Below are 20,612 nucleotides of genomic sequence, written 5' to 3'. Positions count from 1 at the left end.
AGAACATATGGCGGACCGGGTGGACGATTTCAACGAGTTCCGGGCGGCAATGAACGAGCGGATCCTCGGCGAGGACAACCGCGCGATCAAGAGATTCTTCGGTGTGGATACGCTGACGTATGAGAAGGGCGTCCTGGACGTCCGGACCAAAGAGATGCTCGGGCTCGTCTCATCGATGGTGTTGCGGTGTGACGATTGTATATCGTATCATATTCAGCGGTGCAAAGAAGAGGGGGTGACGGACGCGGAGCTGTTCGAGGTCTTCAGCGTGGCGCTGGTCGTCGGTGGTTCGATCGTCATTCCGCACTTGCGGCGAGCGGTGGCATTCCTTGATGTATGGAACGCGAAGGCTCCCCGTACAGCGTGAACAGGTGCCAGAGGACGCCGGGTTTGGGGCGGCAGATATCCTTCTCCCAGCGTTCCACGCCGACCCAGGAGTAGCCGATCATTCCCGCAACTTCCTTCAGGGTCAGCCCCGAAGCGATGCGCGCAGCACGCAGCTGCTCGCCGAACGACCGGATGTGGGACCGCTGCGCGATGATGCGGCCCACGGTGGCAGCGATCTCCCGCGCACGTTCGATGGAGATGGGCGAGCGGTAGTGGACGGCCTGCCAGGCGTACTGTCGCGACACGCCGAGCTGGGTGGCGAGGAACGACACCGTGATCCCTGCGCGTTTCATGTCGTCGCGGACCCGGGCCATCAATGTTGCTATGTCAGAGTGTTGTGTAAATGTCATTCTCATCCCCACCATCAATGCGTACTGGAGATTATTACGTATGCGCGTGAGAAAAGTTGTGCCATGTGTCACCCTTCTCCTTTCGTCGCTCGCGATGCTCGCCTTCGGGCAGGGCCAGCAGGCCGGTTCATCGTCAACGCTCCCTCCGCCCAGGGTCTATCGTGCCCTCGTGACGAGCACCCCTCCTGTGATCGATGGCGTGGTGAGTGACAAGGAATGGAAGGATGCTGTCTGGACGCCCTCCTTCGTGGACATCGAGGGGAGCCGGAAGCCCCTCCCGCGATTCCAGACCCGCGCACGGATGATGTGGGACGACCAGTGCCTCTATATCGGGGCCTTTCTGCAGGAACCCCATGTCATCGGCACGCTGCGCCAGCGCGATACGGTGATCTTCTATGACAACGACTTCGAGTTGTTCATGGACCCGGACGGCGACTGTCTGGCATACATGGAGTTCGAGATCAATGCCCTGAACACGGTGTGGGACCTGTTTCTGCCCAAGCCGTACCGTGCGAAGGGTGATGCGGACAACTCGTGGAACATGGAGGGATTGCGCACGGCCACCCATGTGTACGGGACGATCAATGACCCGTCGGACATCGACAGCGGGTGGAGCGTTGAGCTGGCGATCCCGTGGACCGCATTGCGGCGCGGGGGGGTGACCGGAGCGCCGCTTCCGGGCGACAGGTGGAAGATCGACTTCTCGCGCGTGGAGTGGAAGTACGACATCACGCCGACGGGGTACAAGAAGCTCAAGGGCCCCGAGGACAACTGGGTGTGGTCGCCGCAGTGGGTGGTGGATATGCACCGTCCGGAATTCTGGGGTGAACTGGTGTTCGAGAAGAAGAAGGGCCCGGTACCTCCCGCCGATCCTGCGTGGGATGCCTATGTCTATCTGAGCAAGATCTGGTATGCACAGAACGACCACAAGACGGCACACGGTTCCTATGCCCGGTCGCTGGCAGAACTGAAAATGGATCCGGAAGGGTTCAACCCGCAATTCTCCGTGAGCGACAGCGGGTACATGATCACGGCGACCAGGAAGTCCGGCGGGCGGACCTACGAGATCTCGCTCGATGAGCGGTCGGGGATGCATCGCCGCGTGCGGTGATGATCGGATGCCGCGCGGTGGAGTTCGACCCGGAGAGTCCGTATATTGCATGACATCTCTCTTTCGTTGATCCATCCGGGAAGGCCGAAGCAGTGCGGATCCTCCATGTGTTGACTGTGCTCGCCATCGGAGCGGCACAGGGTGTTGCCCAGCCGGGAAAGACCTTGCCCGCCGACACGCTCGCGACCGTCGGGACGTCGGTGATCACGGCGAAGGATTTCCTCGAACGATTCGAGCTGATGCCCTGGCCGGGGAAAGACCGGCGGGCCGAACACGACAGCGCAAAAGTGAAGGCGCTCCGCTCCATGGTGGCGGAGCGTCTGCTGGCCCAGGAAGCGGCGGCACGCGGCGTCGGCAACGACAGCACGACGCTGCGTCAGATCGATGCGCTCGAACGCCTGATGGCCCGCGATGTGCTCTACCGTCGCGAGGTGACCGGCCGCATCCAGGTGTCCGACCGCGATCTGAGCGATGGCATGAAGCGGTACCCGCGCGAGGTGCGCGTGCTCTTCCTGCATTCTCCGGACGAAGGTGCGGCACGCAGCATGCGTCAACTTGTCCGCCGCCCCGGCGTGGTGGATTCCCTTCTGCAGACCCTTTCCCCTGAATTGCTCTACCGCGTCGATTCCATGAACGTGACGTTCGGGATCATTGACCGCGTTCTCGAAGACACCGTCTATGCCCTGTCCGCGAACCGTCGACTGTCGGGTGTCTTCCGCAGCGAGACGTTTGGATGGGGCGTGGTGGCGTACCTCGATTCCTGGCCCTTCGCCGATGCCCAGAAGAAATCCATCCCTGACCGGATCCATCAGGTCGAGAATATCGTGCGGGCGAGGAAGCAGTCCGACCGCGCCGGCACGTATATGGGCTCCATCCTTTCACCCCAGCGCGCCGAGGCCGATCCGGTGGTGTTCGAGCGTTTTGCCGCCGCACTGCACGGGGTGATACTGACGGATACTGCAGCGCGGGCAACACGCAACGGCTTCCGCTTCGGGGCGAACGACCTCGATGAGGTCGAACGGATCATGGGCGCTGACGTCCACCAGCCGCTCGTCCGCGTCTCCAGCGGCTCTTTTTCCGTGCGGGATGTGATCGATGCATTCAAGAGCCGGGAATTCCAGTTCGTCACGCTGCATCCGGAACTGTTCAGGAACCGGCTGAACGTGATGATCAAGGACGCGGTCGGGTCGGAACTCATGAGCCGCGAAGCATACAAACAGCGCCTGCAGAATTCCGATGCCGCGCAACACGATGTCCGCGTGTGGGCGGAGTACTGGACCGCGTCCGCCATGAAACGCGCGTTGCAGGATACCGTGACGGTGCAGGATGACGAGGTGGTCGCCTATTTCATCACCCATGCTGCGGTGCTCGGACGCATGTATGAGGTCAATGTGCGCGAGGTGCTTTCGGACAGTCTGCATGCCGCTCTCACCATCCTCGAACGCGCCCTGGGTGGAACGCCGCTTGCGGAGATGGCCCCGCAGTCGGGCCGCCGTGCATGGGCCGCGCGTGGGGGGGTCTCCGGGTTCTTCCGTGTGGACTCCATACCGGAACTGGGGATCACTGCACTGATCACGGATTCCGGCCGTGTGGGTGGCCCGGTCCGGGTTGACCATGGATACTCGGTCTTTGAAGTGCTGGGGAAACGCCGCGTCCCGGGAGATACCACCACCAACGTCCCGCCCGTCGATTCGTTGCTCTCGGCCGGCCGGCGGATGCTCCGGGGTGAACGCCAGATGCAGGTGGTCACCGATGCCGTGAGTGACCTCGCTCAGAAGGCCGGCACAAAGGTCTATGAGGAGAGGCTGCGTGCGCTCAAAGTGAACGAATCGAACATGGTCACGCGCCGCTATATCGGCTTCGGTGGCGTGATCACTGCTGTCCCGACCATTGCACCGCTCTGGGAATGGAAAGATCCCGGCCGGCCGAAGGACATTCCGTAGCCGCGGTTGCCGGAACCCATGCCTTCATGAACGGACCATCGCTCACATATGAGGGCCATGCCGGACCTGTCCGGCGTTGGGGCGAGGGTCCCTGTGCACGTTCCATGATCTTCATGGCCCTCTCCCTGCTCACCCTGTCCGCTCACGCCGGCGAGGTATCCCGGCGGACCGTTTCCATCCTCTTCACACACGATCTCCACTCGCAGATCCTGCCTCACGCCTCGATCGCCGATGATGGTACAGTGCGGGAGACCGGGGGCTTCGCCCGGCTCGCCACCGCGATCACACGCGAACGTTCCCGCCGCCCGTCTTCCACGATCGTTGTGGATGCAGGCGACTACAGCATGGGGACGTTGTTCCACACGCTGGTCATGGACCGTGCCGTGGAGCTGCGGATGCTCGGGCTCATGGGATACGATGCGGGGACGTTCGGGAACCATGATCTGGATTTCCGGTGGGATGGGGTCGTACGCTCGCTCCATGCGGCCAGGACATCCGGCGACCGCATCATCCCCCTGCTCGCTTCGAACATGAACGTTCCCGCAGGCGAGCCATCGCTGGATCCGCTCCGTGAAGAGCTCGCTGCGTACGGCGTCCGGGATCGTATGGTCCTGGAGCGCAACGGGCTCCGCATCGGGCTTTTTGCCCTGATGGGAAGCGATGCGGCCAGGGATTGCCCCTTTCTTGGCAGCGTCACATTCGACGACTGCGTCTCCTCAGCGGGGCGGATGGTCGCTCTCCTTCGTGAACAGGAGCACGTCGATCTTGTCGTGTGTCTGTCGCACAGCGGGACATCGCCGAACCGGTCCCGTTCCGAAGATGTGCGCCTCGCCGAGCAGGTCCCGGGGATCGACGTTATCGTGAGCGGGCATACGCACAGGACGTTCACCGAACCGCTCCGGATCGGAAGCACGGTCATCGTCTCGGCGGGGCCGAATTGCGCGAACCTTGGCGTTCTCGATCTCATCGTCGGGGCGGGAGGGGTCTCGGTCAGCGGATACAGGCTGGTCCCGCTGGACCCGTCCATTCCGGATGACCGCGCAGTTGCGGAGCGTGCCACCGGCTTTGTCACGGAGATCGATTCGGCCTATCTCCGCCGACACGGGCTGTCATTCCACCAGGTGATCGCACGGTCGCCATTCGCATTCGAGAGCGTCGCGTACGGGTATGCGCGCGGCGGTGAGTTGCGCCTCGGAGATCTTATCACGGATGCCTTTGCCTATGCTGTGCGGCGGGCTGAAGGACCGGATGCGCGTCCCGTCGATGTGGTGATCCAACCGCTGGGGATGATCCGGCACACCCTCGGCCCGGGGCCGATCACCGTTGATGATGCCTTCCGGGTTCTCTCGCTGGGGCGGGGGCCTGATGGTGAGGCGGGTTACCCGCTCGTCGCACCGTACGTCACGGGCGAAGACCTGCTGACGATCCTCGAGGTCGGACCCACCCTGGCCGCCGTGAAGGGTGATGTGCATTTACAGTACAGGGGGGTGCGCTTCGCCGTCAATCCCCATCGTCTTCCACTCAACCGTGTGACCCGCGCCGAGCTTGTGGATGACAACGGACGTGTGCGGGAGATCCATCCTGACAGTCTGTACCGCGTGTGCGTGAACTACTACACGGCGTTCATGATCGAGATGCTGGGTGACCTGAGCTATGGCGTGGTCCGGGTGCAGCCGCGCAATGCTGATGGGACACCGGTGGCGATGCATGAGACCGTGATGATCGATGGGGACGTGGCCACACCGGGCGTACAGGAAGTGAAAGAGTGGATCGCGCTGGTGTCATATCTCCGATCGTTCCCCCCGGGAGGTGCCGGGGGCATCCCTGAGGTTCCTGCTGCGTATCGCACGCTTCGCGGATGGTACGCCTGGGAACCCTCATGGAACCCGCTCATGATCATGCGCGGGCCGAATAGCTTCGCTCTCAGGGCAGCCGGCGGTGTCATCGTGCTGGTGGGGATCGTCGTGCTCATCACACTCGTGGTCCGGCCGGGAAGACGCCGGCCACCATCTTCGTCAGCGAAAGGGTAACCCAATGAACCGAACCATCCTGTTCCACGCACGCGACATGGAGTCCGTTGCCGCTGAAGTGCGGGCGCTGCTCCCGGCATGGGACGAAGGGAAGATCGATTGGGAGACGTTTCCCGATGGTATGCCGAACATCTTCATCCATGAGGCGCGATCGCTGGAGAATGCCCGCGTCGCGTTCATCGCTTCCATAGGAAATGCAGACGAGCTTTTCCGGCAGATCGCCCTGCTCTATGCGCTTGCGTCGTATCCCATCGAATGCCTCCGTGTGCTCATTCCGTATTTCCCGGCGGGGATGATGGATCGGGCCGATGCGTTCGGCCAGGTGGTCACCTCGAAAGCGATGGCGAGGATCATTTCCGCCATTCCGCCGGCGACCCGCACGGATATCACCATCCTCGATATCCATGCGTTGCAGGAACAGTACTACTTCGGCGATGCGGTGCGCGTCCGCCTGCATTCGGCCCTGCCGATGTTCCGTGATACGGTCCTGCGGCGGGAGGGGAGTGCACCGGTGACGGTGGCGTTCCCCGACGATGGCTCCCGGAAGCGCTTCGCGCACGACCTGGAAGCATTTGACCCGATCGTCTGCGTGAAGGTGCGCGAAGGGGACAAGAGGATCATCAGGATCAAGGAAGGGGATCCGCGCGGGAAGAACGTGTGCATCGTGGATGATCTGGTGATGAGCGGAGAGACGATGCTGGAATGCGCGCGGGTGATCCGCGAGGCAGGGGCCACGGACGTGTCGGCCTATGTCACGCACGCCATCTTTCCCGATGAGTCGTGGCGGCGGTTCGAGGGTGGACCCATCTCACGCTTTTACGTCACGGATTCCTGTCCGACCCGCATCGCGGCGCTCCGAGGGCGGGCGCCGTTCGAAGTACTGTCGCTTGCACGCGTGCTGGCGGCGGACCTGGCGTGAGGGGGGCTGGCGGGTTGAGCGGCGAGAATTCCCCTTGAATCTCGCGCCGCACTGTGGTATCATCCGGTAGAGATGTTTCGGCTCGGTTCTTCCTCCCCCCTCTCCGGCCCCTGAAAGGTCCCGTATGGCCAGACTCATCATCCTTGGCGGCGGCATTGCAGGTCAAACCGCGGCCCTCCATGCCCGGCGCAAGCTCGGTTCCGCGCACACCGTGCTCGTTGTCACACCCAACAGCAAATGGAACTGGATCCCCTCGAATATCTGGGTCGGGGTCGGACTGATGACCCCGGACCAGGTCACGTTCCCGCTCGAGCCTGTCTATCGAAAGGCGGGGATCGAATTCCATCAGGCGAAAGCCGTCTGCATCCACCCTGAAGGAAATGCAGCGAGCAGCACGCCGTACGTGACGGTGGAATACACCGATCCCGGACGGAAGGGGCAGCAGGCGGACCTTGCCTATGACTATCTGATCAATGCAACAGGCCCGAAGCTCAATTTCGGGGCAACGAAGGGGCTTGGCCCGGAACAGAACAGCCACTCGGTGTGTACCCACGATCACGCGTCGAAGACCTCGGCTGCTCTGGATGAGCTCATCGCACGGATGCGCAAGGGGGAGAAGAAGACCCTGCTGATCGGCACCGGCCACGGCACGTGTACCTGTCAGGGCGCGGCATTCGAGTATATCTTCAATGTTGAATTCATGCTCCGGCAGCACGGGGTCCGCGATAAGGCCCGCGTGATCTGGATCTCCAACGAGATGGAACTCGGAGATTTCGGGATCGGAGGTATGTTCCTGCATCGTGGCGGGTATGTGACCCACAGCAGGGTGTTCACGGAGTCGCTCTATACAGAACGCGGCATTGAATGGATCACGCAGGCGCATGTCCAGGAGGTGACGGACCGGGGGATCCGATATGAGCTTCTTGATGGGTCCGAGCACGAGCTTGCATCGGATTTCTCGATGCTTCTCCCGCCATTCGCGGGCGTCGGTCTTTCCGCCATGGACCGCCAGGGTGCGGACATCACCTCGACCCTCTTCGCGCCGAGCGGCTTCATGATGGTGGATGGGGACTATACGAAGAAGCCGTACGAAGAATGGAAACCGTCGGATTGGCCGCAGACATATCAGTCGCCGAGGTACGGGAATGTCTTCGCGGCAGGCATCGCCTTTGCACCGCCACATGCGATATCAAAACCCATGATCAGCGCGAAGGGTGTACCCATATTTCCTGCGCCGCCACGGACGGGCATGCCATCGGGTGTGATGGCGCGCCAGGTGGCCTACAATATCGTGGATATGATCAAGGGGAAGGCGGAAGGTCCGACGCGGAGGGCGTCGCTCGCGCATATGGGGGCCGCCTGCATCGCTTCGGCCGGGGCGAATCTGTTCAGCGGTACAGCGGTGTCCATGACGATGTATCCCATCATCCCCGATTTCGAACGGTATCCCGATACGGGGAGGGATCTGCGGTATACGACAGGCGAGATCGGTCTCGCGGGTCACTGGATCAAACACCTGTTGCATCACGCGTTCATCTACAAAGCCAAGGCAAAACCGTTCTGGACCATCATTCCCGAATGACATCTGAGCCGACCATGACAACCCGAACACCGTTTGGCCAATCCTATTATCCGCCTGTGCCAACACGGATGACCCGTTACTTCCGCACGAATCTCCTCTGGCAATTCGTGCGGTTCGTGATCATCAACGCAAAGATCCTGCGGATGGTGCGTAAGCACTGACCGGCCACGGCCCACGTGGCGCGGCCCGCCGCTACGTCGGTGTGTACGTCCTGACCGCCTCGAACATCGCCACCAGGTTCTCCGGCGGCACATCGGCCAGTGCGTTGTGCACCTGCTGGAACACGAATCCGCCGTTATGATGCAACGCTGCGATCTGCTCCGCCACATGGCTCTTCACCTGTGCCGGTGTCCCACGGCTCAACACTTCACGCGTATCGCACCCGCCACCCCAGAATGTCAGACGTGACCCGAAGTCAGCCTTCAGTCCGTGTGCTTCCATCCCCCGGCAGGTCACCTGCACGGGATTGATCGCGTCGAGCCCGGCCTCGATCATATCGGGCAGCAGTTCCCGCACGCCGCCGCAACAATGCAGCATGACCTTCACGTGCGCGAGTTCCTTTGCGCGGTTCCACAGGATCGCATGGCGCGGCTTGAAGAATTCGCGGTACATGGCGGGCGACATCTGCGGGCCGGTCTGCATGCCGAGGTCATCGCCGAACACGATGACATCGATGAAGGGACCGACCCGGCGCAGATAGGCCTCGAGGTTCTTCAGGTGGTACGCCACAACATGATCCAGGAAGTCGTGCGCCTTCTCCGGTTCACCTGCAAGCATCATGAAGAAGGTGTCGTTCCGGTATAGGAACTGGCCTACCTCGAGGAGGTTGCCGCCGAAGAGGCCGAGGATGGCGCGGTCCGTGGACTCCCTCAGCCGGCGCGCGCCTTCGATAAGCAGGCGCTCGCCGTCGGGCCCATCCACCAGCGGGCCGGGAGGAGAGGCGAAGCCGGTCCACATGGACTCCGTGAAGGCAGTTCCGAGGTCATCGAAATTCTCCTCCCCCTCCATGAAGACGTAGTACGTTTGCTCGAAGTACAGAGCGCCATCGGGCATCTGAGCGAGGATGCGTCCCGAGGGTGACCGCAGGACCCACCGTGCTCCGTCCCGTTCGGGTGTGATCCAGATGGGGATCTGGCATGGTGTGCCATCGGGGAGGACCCAATCGTGCCAGTGCTTGTCCTCGAGCGCGAATCCGCGTCCCAGCTCGATGGTGTCCACGCCGAACAGGTCGAGGACGTCATTGTCCACGACAGCCATCTGCTGGATGATGTCGTAGACCCGGAGCGGGCGTGGAGGCAGGCCGAGATGCTTCCTCAGCCTCGCATACGCGATCGCATGGATGCCGGAGGACCGGTGCCCCGAGAGGTCAAGGGGCACACGGTCCGGCGTACGGTGGTCCAATGCAGCAAGGACGCGCTCGCGCGATGTCATTTCTTGCGTTCCTTGAGGACACGTTTCTCGAACGTGGGCTGGTTGCCGGCCATGTTCAGGAAGACATCCAGGGGAACGACCTCGAACTCCGGTCCGAGCTGGTCGAGGATGCTCTTCACCCGTTTCACATCGCTGTACTCGCGCACGTGGACGAGCAGGAAATAGGGGCGGCGGGTATTCAGCGTGGCCAGTTCTTTGAGATCGTTAACAGCATCCGCTTCCGGTTTGTGCGGGCCAAGATAATAGTCGAACGACATGAACGGACGGCCGTTCTTGATCGTATGTGTGTACCCCTCCGTAGCCGTTCACGAAGCCGATCGCCTCCGGCATGCCGTCGTAGTACATGTCGATGACGCTCTGGGGAAGATCCGTGTTGCCTTCGGTCTCGTCGCCTTCGGACCAGTCCATGGTTTCGAACACGCGGAGGTCGAGGACCTTCATCTGTTCGCGAGCCATGGCGATGAGCTTCTTCAGGTATTCGGGCGGCACCGCCTTCGGATACAGATAGCCCGGCCCGGAGAGGCAGCCGATCAGGTAGTCGTTCGGGGTTGCGGTGGCGTAGAAGTACTCGGCCATGCCGGGTGCCATCCAGGTATAGTTCATCAGGCATTCCCATGCATAGGGAATATCACCCCGGCCAGGTTTGAGCCAGGCACCCAGGCCCATCCCGTCGGTCTGGAGGCACGTGACGTATACCTTCTCCTTCGGCTGGATCTTCTCGCCGGGTTTCACGTGGTGGTTGTTCTTAAAGACGAACCCCGGCGATGTCGGGATCTGTGCGCTGTAACTGAGGTTCGGCAGGGAGTTGAGCCCTTCCACCCTGTGGCCGAAGCTCGACGTGAGAGCGACATGTTCTTCTTCAAGGTCTTTCTTGTACGAATGCCATCCCATGACCATCGACATCGGCTTCATTTCCGAGAGCATCCTGCGTGCGAGCGCGTACTCCGCAGTGTCGGTCTTCCGGGTGGAGAGGTCGTTGAAGAACACGCGCTGTTTGATCCCCCAATCGGCGACCGCGGGTTTCATCATGGTGCCGTGCTCGCCACCCAGCCAGATGATGTATTCGCGGCTGCACCGGGCCCAGTATTTGTCATAGGCCCACTGGTAGATCTGAATGTCCGACTGACCCGTGAACTTCCCGCGGAAGTCCTCGACAGGCTTCAGGCCTGCGGCTTCGACGAGCGGGATCTCATCCTTGCTCACGACAACGGCCTGCTCGAGGCCTGCAACAGTGAATGCCACGATCAGTGACGTACGGACCTCCTTGTCCCAGACGACGTAGCCTTTTGCGAATTTTCCGAGTGCCTTCAGGGCATCCGCGCCGGCCCGGAGTTCCGTGAACGTGTAGAAGCGCTTGTCCTTGTAGAAATCAAAGACCGAATTCACATACGTGAAGGGCCAGTCTGTCGGATAGAGGAGATAGACATTGGGTGCGGTGATATTGGCAAGCCCCTGGAGGGAGATCATCATCGCATTGTACGCAAGATCGCCCGGGATCGTGAAATCGTCCTTCAGTCGGATCACATATCCGTGCCGCGTGCCTGCCTTTTTGAACGTATACTTCATCGGCGGGCCGGTCTTCCTCGTGGAGCGGATGATCGAGTACTCGAGCATGTCCTTCTCCTTCGTCAGGGCATACCGGTGTTCGATGGTCACCGGTTTCGGTCCCTGGGAACCCTCGTGCTGGAGTTTCTCGGTGACGATCAACGTTCTCCCTCCGTCCTCGTAGCGAGCCGCCATCTGTCGGGTGCCGCCTTCGGGCCGGCGCATGCCCATGTACACATTGGGTGGATTCACCCAGCCGGGTACAGGGAGCGTCACTTCTTTGGCCCCGGGGATCAGGGTGACGGAGTCGCGGTGGACCTGGCGTGCGCGCCAGACCTGCACAATGGTAACAGGCTGGCCTGCGGTGCGGAGGGTCAGGGCAAACGAACGGAAATGGTCCATGTCCTGACTGTGTGCCGGGATCAGTTCCCATGACCCGTCCAGCGATGGCCCCGTCTGGGCATGGAGCATGAGCGGGAGAAGGAGTACGAGAGCAACGGACGCAATGATGCGAAGGAACGCTTTCATGGATCGTGGTCCTGAGTGGGAAGAGATGAAGGAAAGGAACAGACCGGAGAACGCACAGAGCGGTCTCATGCCGGGTCAGTGATGCAGCGTACTCTTTGCTCCGGCGTTCTCCGATGGGACAGCGCAGGTCAGCGGAGCAGGAGCATCTTCACTGATGCTATTCCTGTGGCCGACGTGACCCTGCAGATGAATGTGCCGCTTGTGAGGGCGCGTCCGGCATCGTCCCTGCCGTCCCACGCCGCCTGATACCGTCCGGATTCCTGGAGCGCATTCACCAGCGTGCGCACCTTCTGTCCGAGGAGCGTATAGATCTCCACCGTCACCGGCGACCGTTCGGCAACGCCGTACCGGATCAGGGTCTCGGGGTTGAACGGATTCGGATAGTTCTGGACGAGCGTCGGATCGATCGGGACCTCGACGTCGTTGAGGCCGGTGACCGTTGCGGTCACGCTGACGACCGGCGAATACCACACCGTGCCGTTCAGGTCCTGTTGCTTCAGCCGGTAGTCGTACGTGCCGGGAGCCGGAATGGTCCGGTCGATGAACGCGTACGTCCGCGGTTCGGTCGTCGTTCCTGCTCCGGCGAAGAACGCGTCCTTCACCGCAACAAAATCGCCGGCGCCTGCCGGACGGCGTTCTACAGTGAAGCCGTAGTTGTTGATCTCGCTGAGTGTCCGCCAGGTCAGCGATACCCCCACCGCGTCGGTCAGCGGCATTCCGGTAAATGACGAGAGCGTGATGGGCAGGGGCTGCTCGTCAGGCGGGATGAAATCCCCCGCGGCGGTATAGGCCACTTCATACGACGGTTGGGCACCCGGGCTGTTCAGCCGGTACAGATAGGGTGAGGCCCACGCAAGCTGGGCAGGTTCCGAGGTGCTCAGGATCTCGAACCGGATGGCGCCGATCTTCTTCAGTGATCCCGCAGGTACAAGCATCCCGCTGTAATCTGCGCCGCCGATGAAGTGTGTGTGGAGTTCCACGACGCCGCCATCATGCAGCGTGAGCGTCATATTCTGATAGTCCTGGTCTGTTTGCTGGTCCCATGGCCCGTCCTCCGCAAGGAGTTTGGTCGGGCAGCCAATGGCAAACGTATTGTAGGCGATCTTGAACCCTGCAGTGCCCAGAACGAATTCAGGGGCCGCATTGCCGATCCAAAAGGTCAGCGTCAGGGTATTGCTGCTGGTGGCCTGCGTCACGCTCACCTGGTAGCCGGGGGCTGCGACGGAGATCTGGCACGCGATGAGAATCAGCAGGGCCAACGCGTACACACTGTGGCGATATGACATACGGGATCCTCCTGTGGTGTGAGGAAGTAGTGAGCGTCGTGCGAACGACGATGAATCGCGGGGGGGGTGGTAGGGAACCCCCGCTGTTTACGATCACACTAATATCCCACCGATGGCGGCAAAAGTCAAGCTGACCTGGTTTGGTAAAGGAACAGGCCTTCTCTCAATTCCGTTGGCCGAGAAGGAGTAAGCCCTGGCCGGGTGGCACGGTCAATGGCGCCCCGGGGTCGAAGGTGCCGGCCGCCTGGAATCCTTCAATCCGGGGCGCGATCAGCACTTCGGGGAGAGTGCTTCCTGCGCGAGCACGGACATGTACCGTGGTCACTGCAGGTGCCCAGCTCGCAAGAGCGATCATCATGTGGCCGTTGCGTTCATATACCGACGCCCGGACATCAGGGTTATCCGTCGTTACCGGGCACTCCGGGTCCCACCACCCCGTGAACGTTGCATCGGCGATCCCGAAGGAGTCCATGGCTTTCCACAGGGGCCGCGGATCCCCGCTCCACGGCCAGCGCTGGGTCATGCCGAACAGCATGCCGCGCCACGGATTGCCGCCCTCCTGCAACATCTCACTCATCAGGCCGAATGGTATCCCGGACATCTCGACCAGCCAGTAGTCCGGCGGGTTGGAGGCATCGAACATCTCGCCATGCCACAACCGGTCGTAGTACGGATAGTGTTCCATGAAGACGATGGAACAGTTCGCGTAGCCCGCCATGGCGTTGAAATGGTTCCACGAATGCATGTCGATGCGCCGGCCCGGATCGCCGTCCTCATCCAGGATGCGCCGCGCGCGGCGCATGGAGACGCGGTCCAGCGCCGTGTCATCGACGTACAGGCCGTCGATCCTCGCCGATCGGACGAGGTACCGGAGCCCTTCAAGATAGAAGTTGTTCCAGCGCGAATCGGGCGTTGTGATCACGGCAAGATCGAGTTTTCCTCCGTAACGGGGAAACGTGATCGTCTCCTTCCATGCCGGGATGATCCCCAGACCGACATGCTGCCGGAGCCAGGGATGAGGCCCCCGGGATTGATGATCGTCCACGGGATGCCAGGGCGGCGCGGCATCATGATCTCGCCATTCAGGCTGTAGAGGGCGAAGAACTCGGGGAGGTTCTGTGTGAGTTCCCGCGTCGTATAGTAGATCTTGACACGCACGCTTTCAGCGTGCGCACGGCTGATGTAGTCCCGCAGTACGCCGAGCGACGCGTCGCTGTACGGGTAGTTGATGAACGGATTCGCCTCTTTGTTGTGGTGGATGTTCATCACTGTGACGCCGTTGGCACGGAGCCACGCCGGGTCTTCCATGCCCGTGCCCTGATTCGGGTGGTAGTACCTGTCCGTGAAATGTGTATGGGGGTCGATCGGTTTGAACGGCGTGAAGTACCAGTCGGCATCGAAATGGAGTGTGTCTCCCACCCCCAGCGTGCGCGGGCCGGTGTAGGCCGTGTACACCACCGCATCCGGCTGTGTGGTCACCCTGACCCCGCCGGTGCCCCACGACCGTGGGAGGAGCAGGGGCTTGTAGTCGTAGTAGAGGTTGATCAGCGGACGTTCATAGTGTTCATCCTTGAGGCGTACCATCGCGCCGCACTGCACATCGCCGAGCCAGAGTGCGTCCTGATGCTTCGTTATATCCCAGCGCCAGTCGATGGTCTGCGGGCGGCGCCGCCCGGTCAGGCCGAGCCCCATCGCATACCGCGGTACTTCTCCTTTCCACGGAATGCTCAGCCGGATATCCTGGAGGGTGACCGCCTCGCCGGCCCGCAGCCCCATGCGCAATGAAAGAAAGCCGTCATACTCCAGTGTTCCATCCACGATGAGCGACAGAGAACCCGACGTGCTCACCACGTGCCAGGAAACCGCCGCGGGCGTTGTCCGCGTGAACGTGAATGATCCGGGATCCCAGAGTGTGTCCGCAACGCCGCTGCATGTGAATGCCGGCGGTGCGGCGAAGGCTGTACGTGCTTTCGACAGGATCGCGGTGTTGCTCCCGGAGAAGAATGATGCATACTGCTCAGGTATGCCATTGGGCCCGAGAGTGATCCGGCGGCCGAGAATATCGAGTGTCCGGGTTGCGGTGTTCACCACGATCGGCGTGAAGGGGCGTGTCACGGAAGAATCGCCCTGCGCAATCCGAGAGTCGAGCCACTGTAACCGGGCAAGGCGCCAGGCATCCCGTGTGCCGCCTTCGGCGAGCGCTTCTCCACGTACATCGAGCCGGACCGAGAATGGTACGGTGCTCTCTCCGGCCCTGACGCTCCAGGTTCCCGTGTAGGTTCCGGCCTTCTGTTCCGGGGGGATGGTGACCCCGATCCACAGCGGGACGACATGGCGGGCGGGGATGAGCATTTGTTTCTGGAATGGCAGTCCGTCCTTCGTGATGCCGCCGAGAGAGGCAACGCAAGGCGCTCCTCTCTATTATAGTGCCGTCCGCAGAGCGTAACGGGCCGAAGGTGACCGTGCAGCCGTGGAGGTCAACGCTGTCTGCCACCAGTGCGATCTGGAATGTAGAGAACTCGCCGGGATGCGCGCTTCCTGTGAACATGCCGTGGTGTTGGGTGCCGTTCACGAACCAATGCGCCGGGACGATGTTGTTGCGCACGGCTAATCGCCGGTGTTCGCCGAACAGCCAGAACGGGGCAGGCGTGCCCGCCTTGAATGTGCCGAGCACTCCGGCTGAAACCCGGCTCTCCATCATCGACAGGACCGTTTCTTCCGCGAGTGTATCGATCGCGGGATCAGGCATGTGTTGCGCGAACGATGAGGGAGCAGACACGATCGAGAGCAAGAGCGAGGCACACAGCGCACCTGCGCTCATCGCGCGGGTTGGACTGTCGGGCCGGCGCCGGAACATCAGGCGGAACGCCCCCGGTGCATTGCGGTGGGGCCAGGGAATCAAGCGGAGTGGGGTCATGGCCGGCATGTGTGAGCTCCTGCGAATGGAGATGGGGACGTGAGCGGCGCGTGGTCATGCATGTGGAATGTACAGACCTGAGGGGGCGGATGCAACATGTGATGAGCACCGGCGATCGCACGTGCCATCGGAAAGCAGGCCGTGGCCATGTACTATCAGTGATGGGGCGGACGTGCAGGCGCCTCAAAGGGATGTGCTTCACCACCGATCGTCCATATGAGGTGTGGAATGCGGACCAATGTCGTGATCCTTCTCGTCTGTCTCACTGTTCCTGCGACCGCCCAGGTGCGTATCAGCCAGATCTACGGAGGGGGTGGAAACAGCGGTTCGGTGTGGACGCACGACTTCATTGAACTCGTGAATACAGGCGCGGGAGCCGTCGACCTTTCCGGGTGGAGCCTCCGGTATGCATCGGGGGCCGGAACGACCTGGCAGATGACGCCACTCGCCGGGAGTATCCCCGCGAAGCACTATTTTCTCGTTCAGGAAGGCGCGGGAGGTGCGGGGACGACGCCGTTGCCTACGCCGGATGTGGTGGGCACGATCGCGATGAGCGCTTCGGCGGGAAAGGTCGTGCTCATGTCAACGCAGGCACCGGTCTCCGGGAGTTGTCCGACAGGAAGCGATGTCGTGGATCTGGTAGGATACGGGACGTCGGCGACGTGCTTTGAGGGGGACTCCGCCGCGCCTGCGGCGGGGACGAAGACGGCACTCCTGCGCAGAGGGGGTGGCATGATCGATGCGAACAACAACGGCGCGGATTTCGAGACGGGGTCGCCGGTACCGCGGACCTCCGCGTCCACGCTTCTGGGCGTCAGGCCCGTCGGGTCGGGCCTGGCGCTTCCCGCTGAGGCACGGATCGAATGCTATCCATCGCCGTTCAATAGCACTGCGCGCGTCCGTCTGACCCTTCCCCGTGCCGGCACCTACACCCTTGTTCTGATGAACGTGCTGGGGGAGGAGGTACAGGTGCTTGCCCGTGGCCATCAGCGTGCCGGCACGACCGGGCTCATCCTGCATGCAGGCTCATCGCCGTCGGGGGTCTATTTCTGCGTCCTCCAGGGAGAGGGGATCCGGGTCGTGGAACGCATTCTTCTCCTGCGGTGAGCGGCATCCGGACCGGGTTTTTCTGTCGTTTGTCGGTGGTTTTTGCTAGATTGGGGCAAGACACCATTCTTCACAGCACAGGGCCCCCCATGATCCGCAGATCCATCTCCACTCTCGTGCTTCTTCTTGTCTGTTCCGCTCCCGTGTTGTCACAAACGGACCTCCAGGGTGCGAAGGACCATCCGCTCCTCACCCGCATGCCGGGATACTATATCGAAGGGTACGAAGTAAAGGACTTCGATAGTTATGTCTCTCCGTACCTTCCGGAGTCGGAAGCTACCTGGGAGGGCAAGACCACCCGCATCAGCTACAAGATCAAGGATGGGGCGAGCCAGGCGAGCATGACGCAGATCGAGCGCAACTACGAAGTTGCGTTGACGAAGATCGGAGGAAAGAAGCTGTATACGGATGGCCGTGTCTACGGCGGAAAGATCGTCAAAGGGGGTGCGACGTGCTATGTGCACGTGGAGCCGGTCAACGAGGGATCGCAATACAGTGTTGTGATCGTCGAGATCGGGGCGATGAAACAGGACGTGCAGGCCGATGCCGCGGCGATGGGGGCCAGCATTGCCACGGATGGAAGGGTCGCGGTGTATGGCATCTACTTCGATACCGGGAAGTCGGTGCTCAAGCCGGAGTCGGCCCCGACGCTGGAAGAGATCGGCAAGCTGTTGAAGCAGAACACCAGGCTGAAGCTCCATGTGGTCGGGCATACGGACAACCAGGGAAATCCTGACGCAAATGTGAAGCTCTCCGCGGAACGTGCTGATGCCGTCGTCCGCGCTCTCCAGGGGCAGGGGGTGGCTGCAACCCGGCTGAAAGCGGCGGGCGTCGGACAGTACTGTCCGGCCGCGACGAACCGCACGGAAGAAGGCAGGGGGAAGAACCGCCGCGTGGAGCTGGTGGAGCAGTGACCGCCAGAGGTGTGCGGGGATAGAGCGGGATCTCTGCGGAGAGCGCAGTGGAAAGGGATCGAAGGCCGGCTATGCCGGCCTTCGGTGTGTGAGGGGGAACTCCAGGATGAACCCTGTCCCATTCGAACGGTCGAGGGTCACCGTCCCGTCCAATTGTTCTGTCAACCCGAGAATGAGTGTGATCCCCATCGAACGAATATCGGCGAGTTCCTTGTCGGGTGGGAATCCGATACCGTCATCCCGAACCACCAGGCGCACCATCGATTCTCCCACGGCATGCAATGCCACGGTGATCGATCCCCGTCGGGCATCCGGGAACGCATGTTTCAGTGCGTTCGAGAGGAGCTCACTCACGATCAGGCCGCACGGAATTGCGGAATCGATCGCGAAGTGGATGTCTTCAGCATCGATCCTCAATGCGATGTCCGTGCGACCGTAGGAGAAGAGCAGGTCCTTGCCGACCGCGGGGAGATAGTCGCGGAAGTTGATACCCGAGAAGTCGCCGGACTGATACAACCGCTCATGGACGAGCGCCATCGACCGGACGCGTGTCTGGCTTTCCTGGAATACTGTTTGTGTGTGCGGGTCCGTGGATTCCGCGGCCTGCATATGCAAGAGGCTTGAGATCACCTGAAGGTTGTTCTTCACGCGGTGATGGACCTCGCGGAGCAGAGCCTCTTTCTCGCGCAACGAGCTCCGCAATTGAAGTTCTGCCTGGTGGCGCTCCGTCACGTCACGTGCGATGACGAGGAGGAAGTGCTGGCCCTGCAATCCCACGGCATTGATCGTGAACTCCAGAACGGCATCGGTGCCGTCGGCCATTTCCCGGTGGAGGGTGATCGCGTGTGTGCTGTCCTCAGCCGGAGCATCCTTCGCGAGGAGAGCGGCGAGCAGCGCGCGTTGTGCTGGCGGAAAATGGTCGGGAAAGTTCGAATGCAGGAGATCGTCCATCCCGCGGCCGAAGAATCCCGCCCCGACCCTGTTCGCGTCGAGGATGTTCCCGCTTGCACCATCGATCAGGTAGAGCCCTTCGCGCGTATGATCAAAGAGCATGCGGAACCGTTCCAACCTCAGGAGTTGGGTCTGAAGTTGAGGGAAATAACTCTTGCGGAATGACCGCTCTCCCAGTCCGATGATGCGGTCGCGGAGGGCCGAGCGCTCCTCATCGCCGTCATCGGGCGTCTGCATAGATGACCTCCAGATCACGTTTCGCGGCCCGCCGCGGATTGGTCACGAGGCAGGGATCCCGCACCGCTTTCTCTGCGAGCACCGGGATGTCGCCGCTCTTCAGTCCACGGTCGGCGAGTGAACCCCCGATCCGTGCCGTTGTCCGCATCATGTTGATGCGTGTCCGGATCGCCGTCCGTATCGACGATGATTCCGTGAGGCCGGGCGGGATCCCGAGCGCCGTGGCGATCGCGGTATACCGTTCAGGCGAGGCATCGAAATTGTACGCGACGACATGTTCGAGCAGGAGGGCATTGCACTCGCCATGGGGCAGGTCGAGATAGCCGCCCAGGCTGTGGGCCATAGCGTGGACTGCACCAAGGCTGGCATTGGAGAACGCGAGGCCTGCTTCGAGACTGCCGAGCATCATTCCGGCACGGGCTTCGAGATCGCCCGGTTGTTCTATTGCGGTCTGAAGGTGTCGGGTGATCAGGCGGATGGCCTCGAGGGCGTGGAGGTCGTACAGGGGCGAATGTGCCTCGGAGACATATGCTTCGATCGCATGGACGAGGGCGTCCATGCCGGTGCACGCCGTCAGATAGGGATCCATGGTGACGGTCGTTGCAGGATCCACCAGAGCAACGTCCGGGACGACCGTCTTGCTGATGATGGCGAACTTCAGGCGCTCCTGCATATCCGCAATGATCGCGAACTGCGAGACATCTGCGGAAGTTCCTGCGGTGGTGGGGATGGCGATGAGCGGTGGTCCTGGCTCCGCAACATTGTCAACCCCTTCGAACGTGCGGACCGCCTGGCGATTCGTGCTGACGATCCCCAGTGCCTTGGCGCAGTCGATGACGCTGCCCCCGCCAACGGCCACGATGACGTCGCACCCTTCCGTGAGGAATACCTCTGCCCCGTTCATGACCTCTTCCACGCGGGGGTTGGGTGAGATCTGATCGAAGACCGCGTAGGGGATACCGTGTGCGGCGAGGCTTGCGGTGACCTTGCTGAGCCATCCGGCGGCGGTCACGCCGGGATCGGTAGCGACGAGGGCTTTGCGGATATGAAGATTGCTGGCGTATTGTCCCGCCAGTTCGAGCGCTCCGTTGCCAAAGATGAATTCGGGTGCTACGAATTTCCGTAGCGCAACAGTCATCGAGCTGACCACGTGTGCCTCTTCGAAGTGCGTTCTCGTGGACTGCCCCCCTCTGGTGAGCAACTTACGGAACCGTTGTGGGAAAAGCAAAGAAGGGGCCGGACAGTGGTTGCGGTGGCATCATGTGAGGCCTGGTGGCCCTGGAGAGGTCTGTGACCGGTTTCTGCGTGCCAGGGCTTGGTTTCATCGATCTGTTTGGCTACCTTAGGCAGAATCATCGGGGTGGCGGTCGTGTG

The 20,612-nt window shown here is 61.7% G+C and carries 17 protein-coding genes and 1 pseudogene; 10 read left to right on the top strand and 8 right to left on the bottom strand.

The genetic code is table 11. The annotated features are described in order from the left end of the window. Positions 1 to 7: 7 nt before the first annotated feature. Positions 8 to 367 (top strand): carboxymuconolactone decarboxylase family protein, encoded by a 360-nt coding sequence (locus tag IPI01_12230; GenBank protein ID MBK7258543.1) that lies wholly within the window; start codon positions 8 to 10, stop codon positions 365 to 367. Here the strand turns inward: IPI01_12230 and IPI01_12225 are convergent. After that, entirely contained in the window at positions 297 to 737 is a 441-nt protein-coding gene (locus tag IPI01_12225) for a transcriptional regulator (protein ID MBK7258542.1), read from the bottom strand. The genes IPI01_12230 and IPI01_12225 overlap by 71 nt on opposite strands. A gap of 40 nt (positions 738 to 777) precedes the next feature. Here IPI01_12225 and IPI01_12220 point away from each other — a divergent pair, with 40 nt between their 5' ends. The 6 genes from IPI01_12220 to IPI01_12195 all read left to right on the top strand — a co-directional run bounded on the left by IPI01_12220 (position 778) and on the right by IPI01_12195 (position 8,483). Next, positions 778 to 1,848: a carbohydrate-binding family 9-like protein gene (locus IPI01_12220; GenBank protein MBK7258541.1), complete on the top strand. Its 1,071-nt coding sequence runs from the start codon at positions 778 to 780 to the stop codon at positions 1,846 to 1,848. Positions 1,849 to 1,955: 107 nt separating this feature from the next. Continuing rightward, positions 1,956 to 3,791: a hypothetical protein gene (locus IPI01_12215; protein MBK7258540.1), complete on the top strand. Its 1,836-nt coding sequence runs from the start codon at positions 1,956 to 1,958 to the stop codon at positions 3,789 to 3,791. Positions 3,792 to 3,895: 104 nt separating this feature from the next. Continuing rightward, the gene (locus tag IPI01_12210; GenBank protein ID MBK7258539.1) at positions 3,896 to 5,821 is read left to right on the top strand and encodes a bifunctional metallophosphatase/5'-nucleotidase; all 1,926 of its coding nucleotides are present in this window, start codon (positions 3,896 to 3,898) and stop codon (positions 5,819 to 5,821) included. Between the two features lie 4 nt (positions 5,822 to 5,825). Then, entirely contained in the window at positions 5,826 to 6,740 is a 915-nt protein-coding gene (gene prs, locus IPI01_12205) for a ribose-phosphate diphosphokinase (protein MBK7258538.1), read from the top strand. Positions 6,741 to 6,864: 124 nt separating this feature from the next. Continuing rightward, positions 6,865 to 8,322: an FAD-dependent oxidoreductase gene (locus IPI01_12200; protein MBK7258537.1), complete on the top strand. Its 1,458-nt coding sequence runs from the start codon at positions 6,865 to 6,867 to the stop codon at positions 8,320 to 8,322. Between the two features lie 14 nt (positions 8,323 to 8,336). Continuing rightward, complete coding sequence (locus IPI01_12195; GenBank protein ID MBK7258536.1) at positions 8,337 to 8,483, top strand: hypothetical protein; 147 nt, start codon at positions 8,337 to 8,339, stop codon at positions 8,481 to 8,483. A 31-nt stretch (positions 8,484 to 8,514) separates the two neighbouring features. Here IPI01_12195 and IPI01_12190 read toward each other — a convergent pair whose 3' ends face one another. From IPI01_12190 to IPI01_12170, 5 genes and pseudogenes are all read right to left on the bottom strand, one after another. Then, on the bottom strand, positions 8,515 to 9,753 hold the full coding sequence (locus IPI01_12190) for a methyltransferase (protein MBK7258535.1): 1,239 nt from the start codon (positions 9,751 to 9,753) through the stop codon (positions 8,515 to 8,517). Next, a pseudogene (locus IPI01_12185) lies at positions 9,750 to 11,826 on the bottom strand (hypothetical protein). Before IPI01_12185 ends, IPI01_12190 begins: the two are co-directional and overlap by 4 nt. 128 nt (positions 11,827 to 11,954) lie before the next feature. Then, positions 11,955 to 13,112, bottom strand: coding sequence for a T9SS type A sorting domain-containing protein (locus tag IPI01_12180; protein ID MBK7258534.1), 1,158 nt, complete (start codon positions 13,110 to 13,112; stop codon positions 11,955 to 11,957). 163 nt (positions 13,113 to 13,275) lie between these two features. Further along, complete coding sequence (locus IPI01_12175; GenBank protein MBK7258533.1) at positions 13,276 to 14,034, bottom strand: hypothetical protein; 759 nt, start codon at positions 14,032 to 14,034, stop codon at positions 13,276 to 13,278. After that, positions 14,031 to 15,464: a hypothetical protein gene (locus IPI01_12170; protein MBK7258532.1), complete on the bottom strand. Its 1,434-nt coding sequence runs from the start codon at positions 15,462 to 15,464 to the stop codon at positions 14,031 to 14,033. Before IPI01_12170 ends, IPI01_12175 begins: the two co-directional genes overlap by 4 nt. A gap of 245 nt (positions 15,465 to 15,709) precedes the next feature. On the opposite strand from IPI01_12170, the gene IPI01_12165 reads away from it, so the two are divergent. From IPI01_12165 to IPI01_12155, 3 genes are all read left to right on the top strand, one after another. Continuing rightward, positions 15,710 to 16,072, top strand: coding sequence for a hypothetical protein (locus IPI01_12165; protein MBK7258531.1), 363 nt, complete (start codon positions 15,710 to 15,712; stop codon positions 16,070 to 16,072). A 185-nt stretch (positions 16,073 to 16,257) separates the two neighbouring features. Next, positions 16,258 to 17,136, top strand: coding sequence for a lamin tail domain-containing protein (locus IPI01_12160; protein MBK7258530.1), 879 nt, complete (start codon positions 16,258 to 16,260; stop codon positions 17,134 to 17,136). An 89-nt stretch (positions 17,137 to 17,225) separates the two neighbouring features. Further along, on the top strand, positions 17,226 to 18,050 hold the full coding sequence (locus tag IPI01_12155; protein ID MBK7258529.1) for an OmpA family protein: 825 nt from the start codon (positions 17,226 to 17,228) through the stop codon (positions 18,048 to 18,050). A gap of 69 nt (positions 18,051 to 18,119) precedes the next feature. On the opposite strand, the gene IPI01_12150 is transcribed toward IPI01_12155, so the two are convergent. Both IPI01_12150 and IPI01_12145 read right to left on the bottom strand, forming a co-directional pair. Beyond that, positions 18,120 to 19,238, bottom strand: coding sequence for a PAS domain S-box protein (locus IPI01_12150; protein MBK7258528.1), 1,119 nt, complete (start codon positions 19,236 to 19,238; stop codon positions 18,120 to 18,122). After that, entirely contained in the window at positions 19,222 to 20,376 is a 1,155-nt protein-coding gene (locus IPI01_12145) for an iron-containing alcohol dehydrogenase (GenBank protein MBK7258527.1), read from the bottom strand. Before IPI01_12145 ends, IPI01_12150 begins: the two co-directional genes overlap by 17 nt. Between the last annotated feature and the right edge of the window lie 236 nt (positions 20,377 to 20,612).

The organism is Ignavibacteriota bacterium, assembly GCA_016707525.1.
Lineage (GTDB): Bacteria > Bacteroidota > Ignavibacteria > UBA10030 > UBA6906 > JAGDMK01.
Note: the sequence above shows the minus strand (reverse complement) of the source record. Positions and strands in the feature narration are given on the sequence as shown.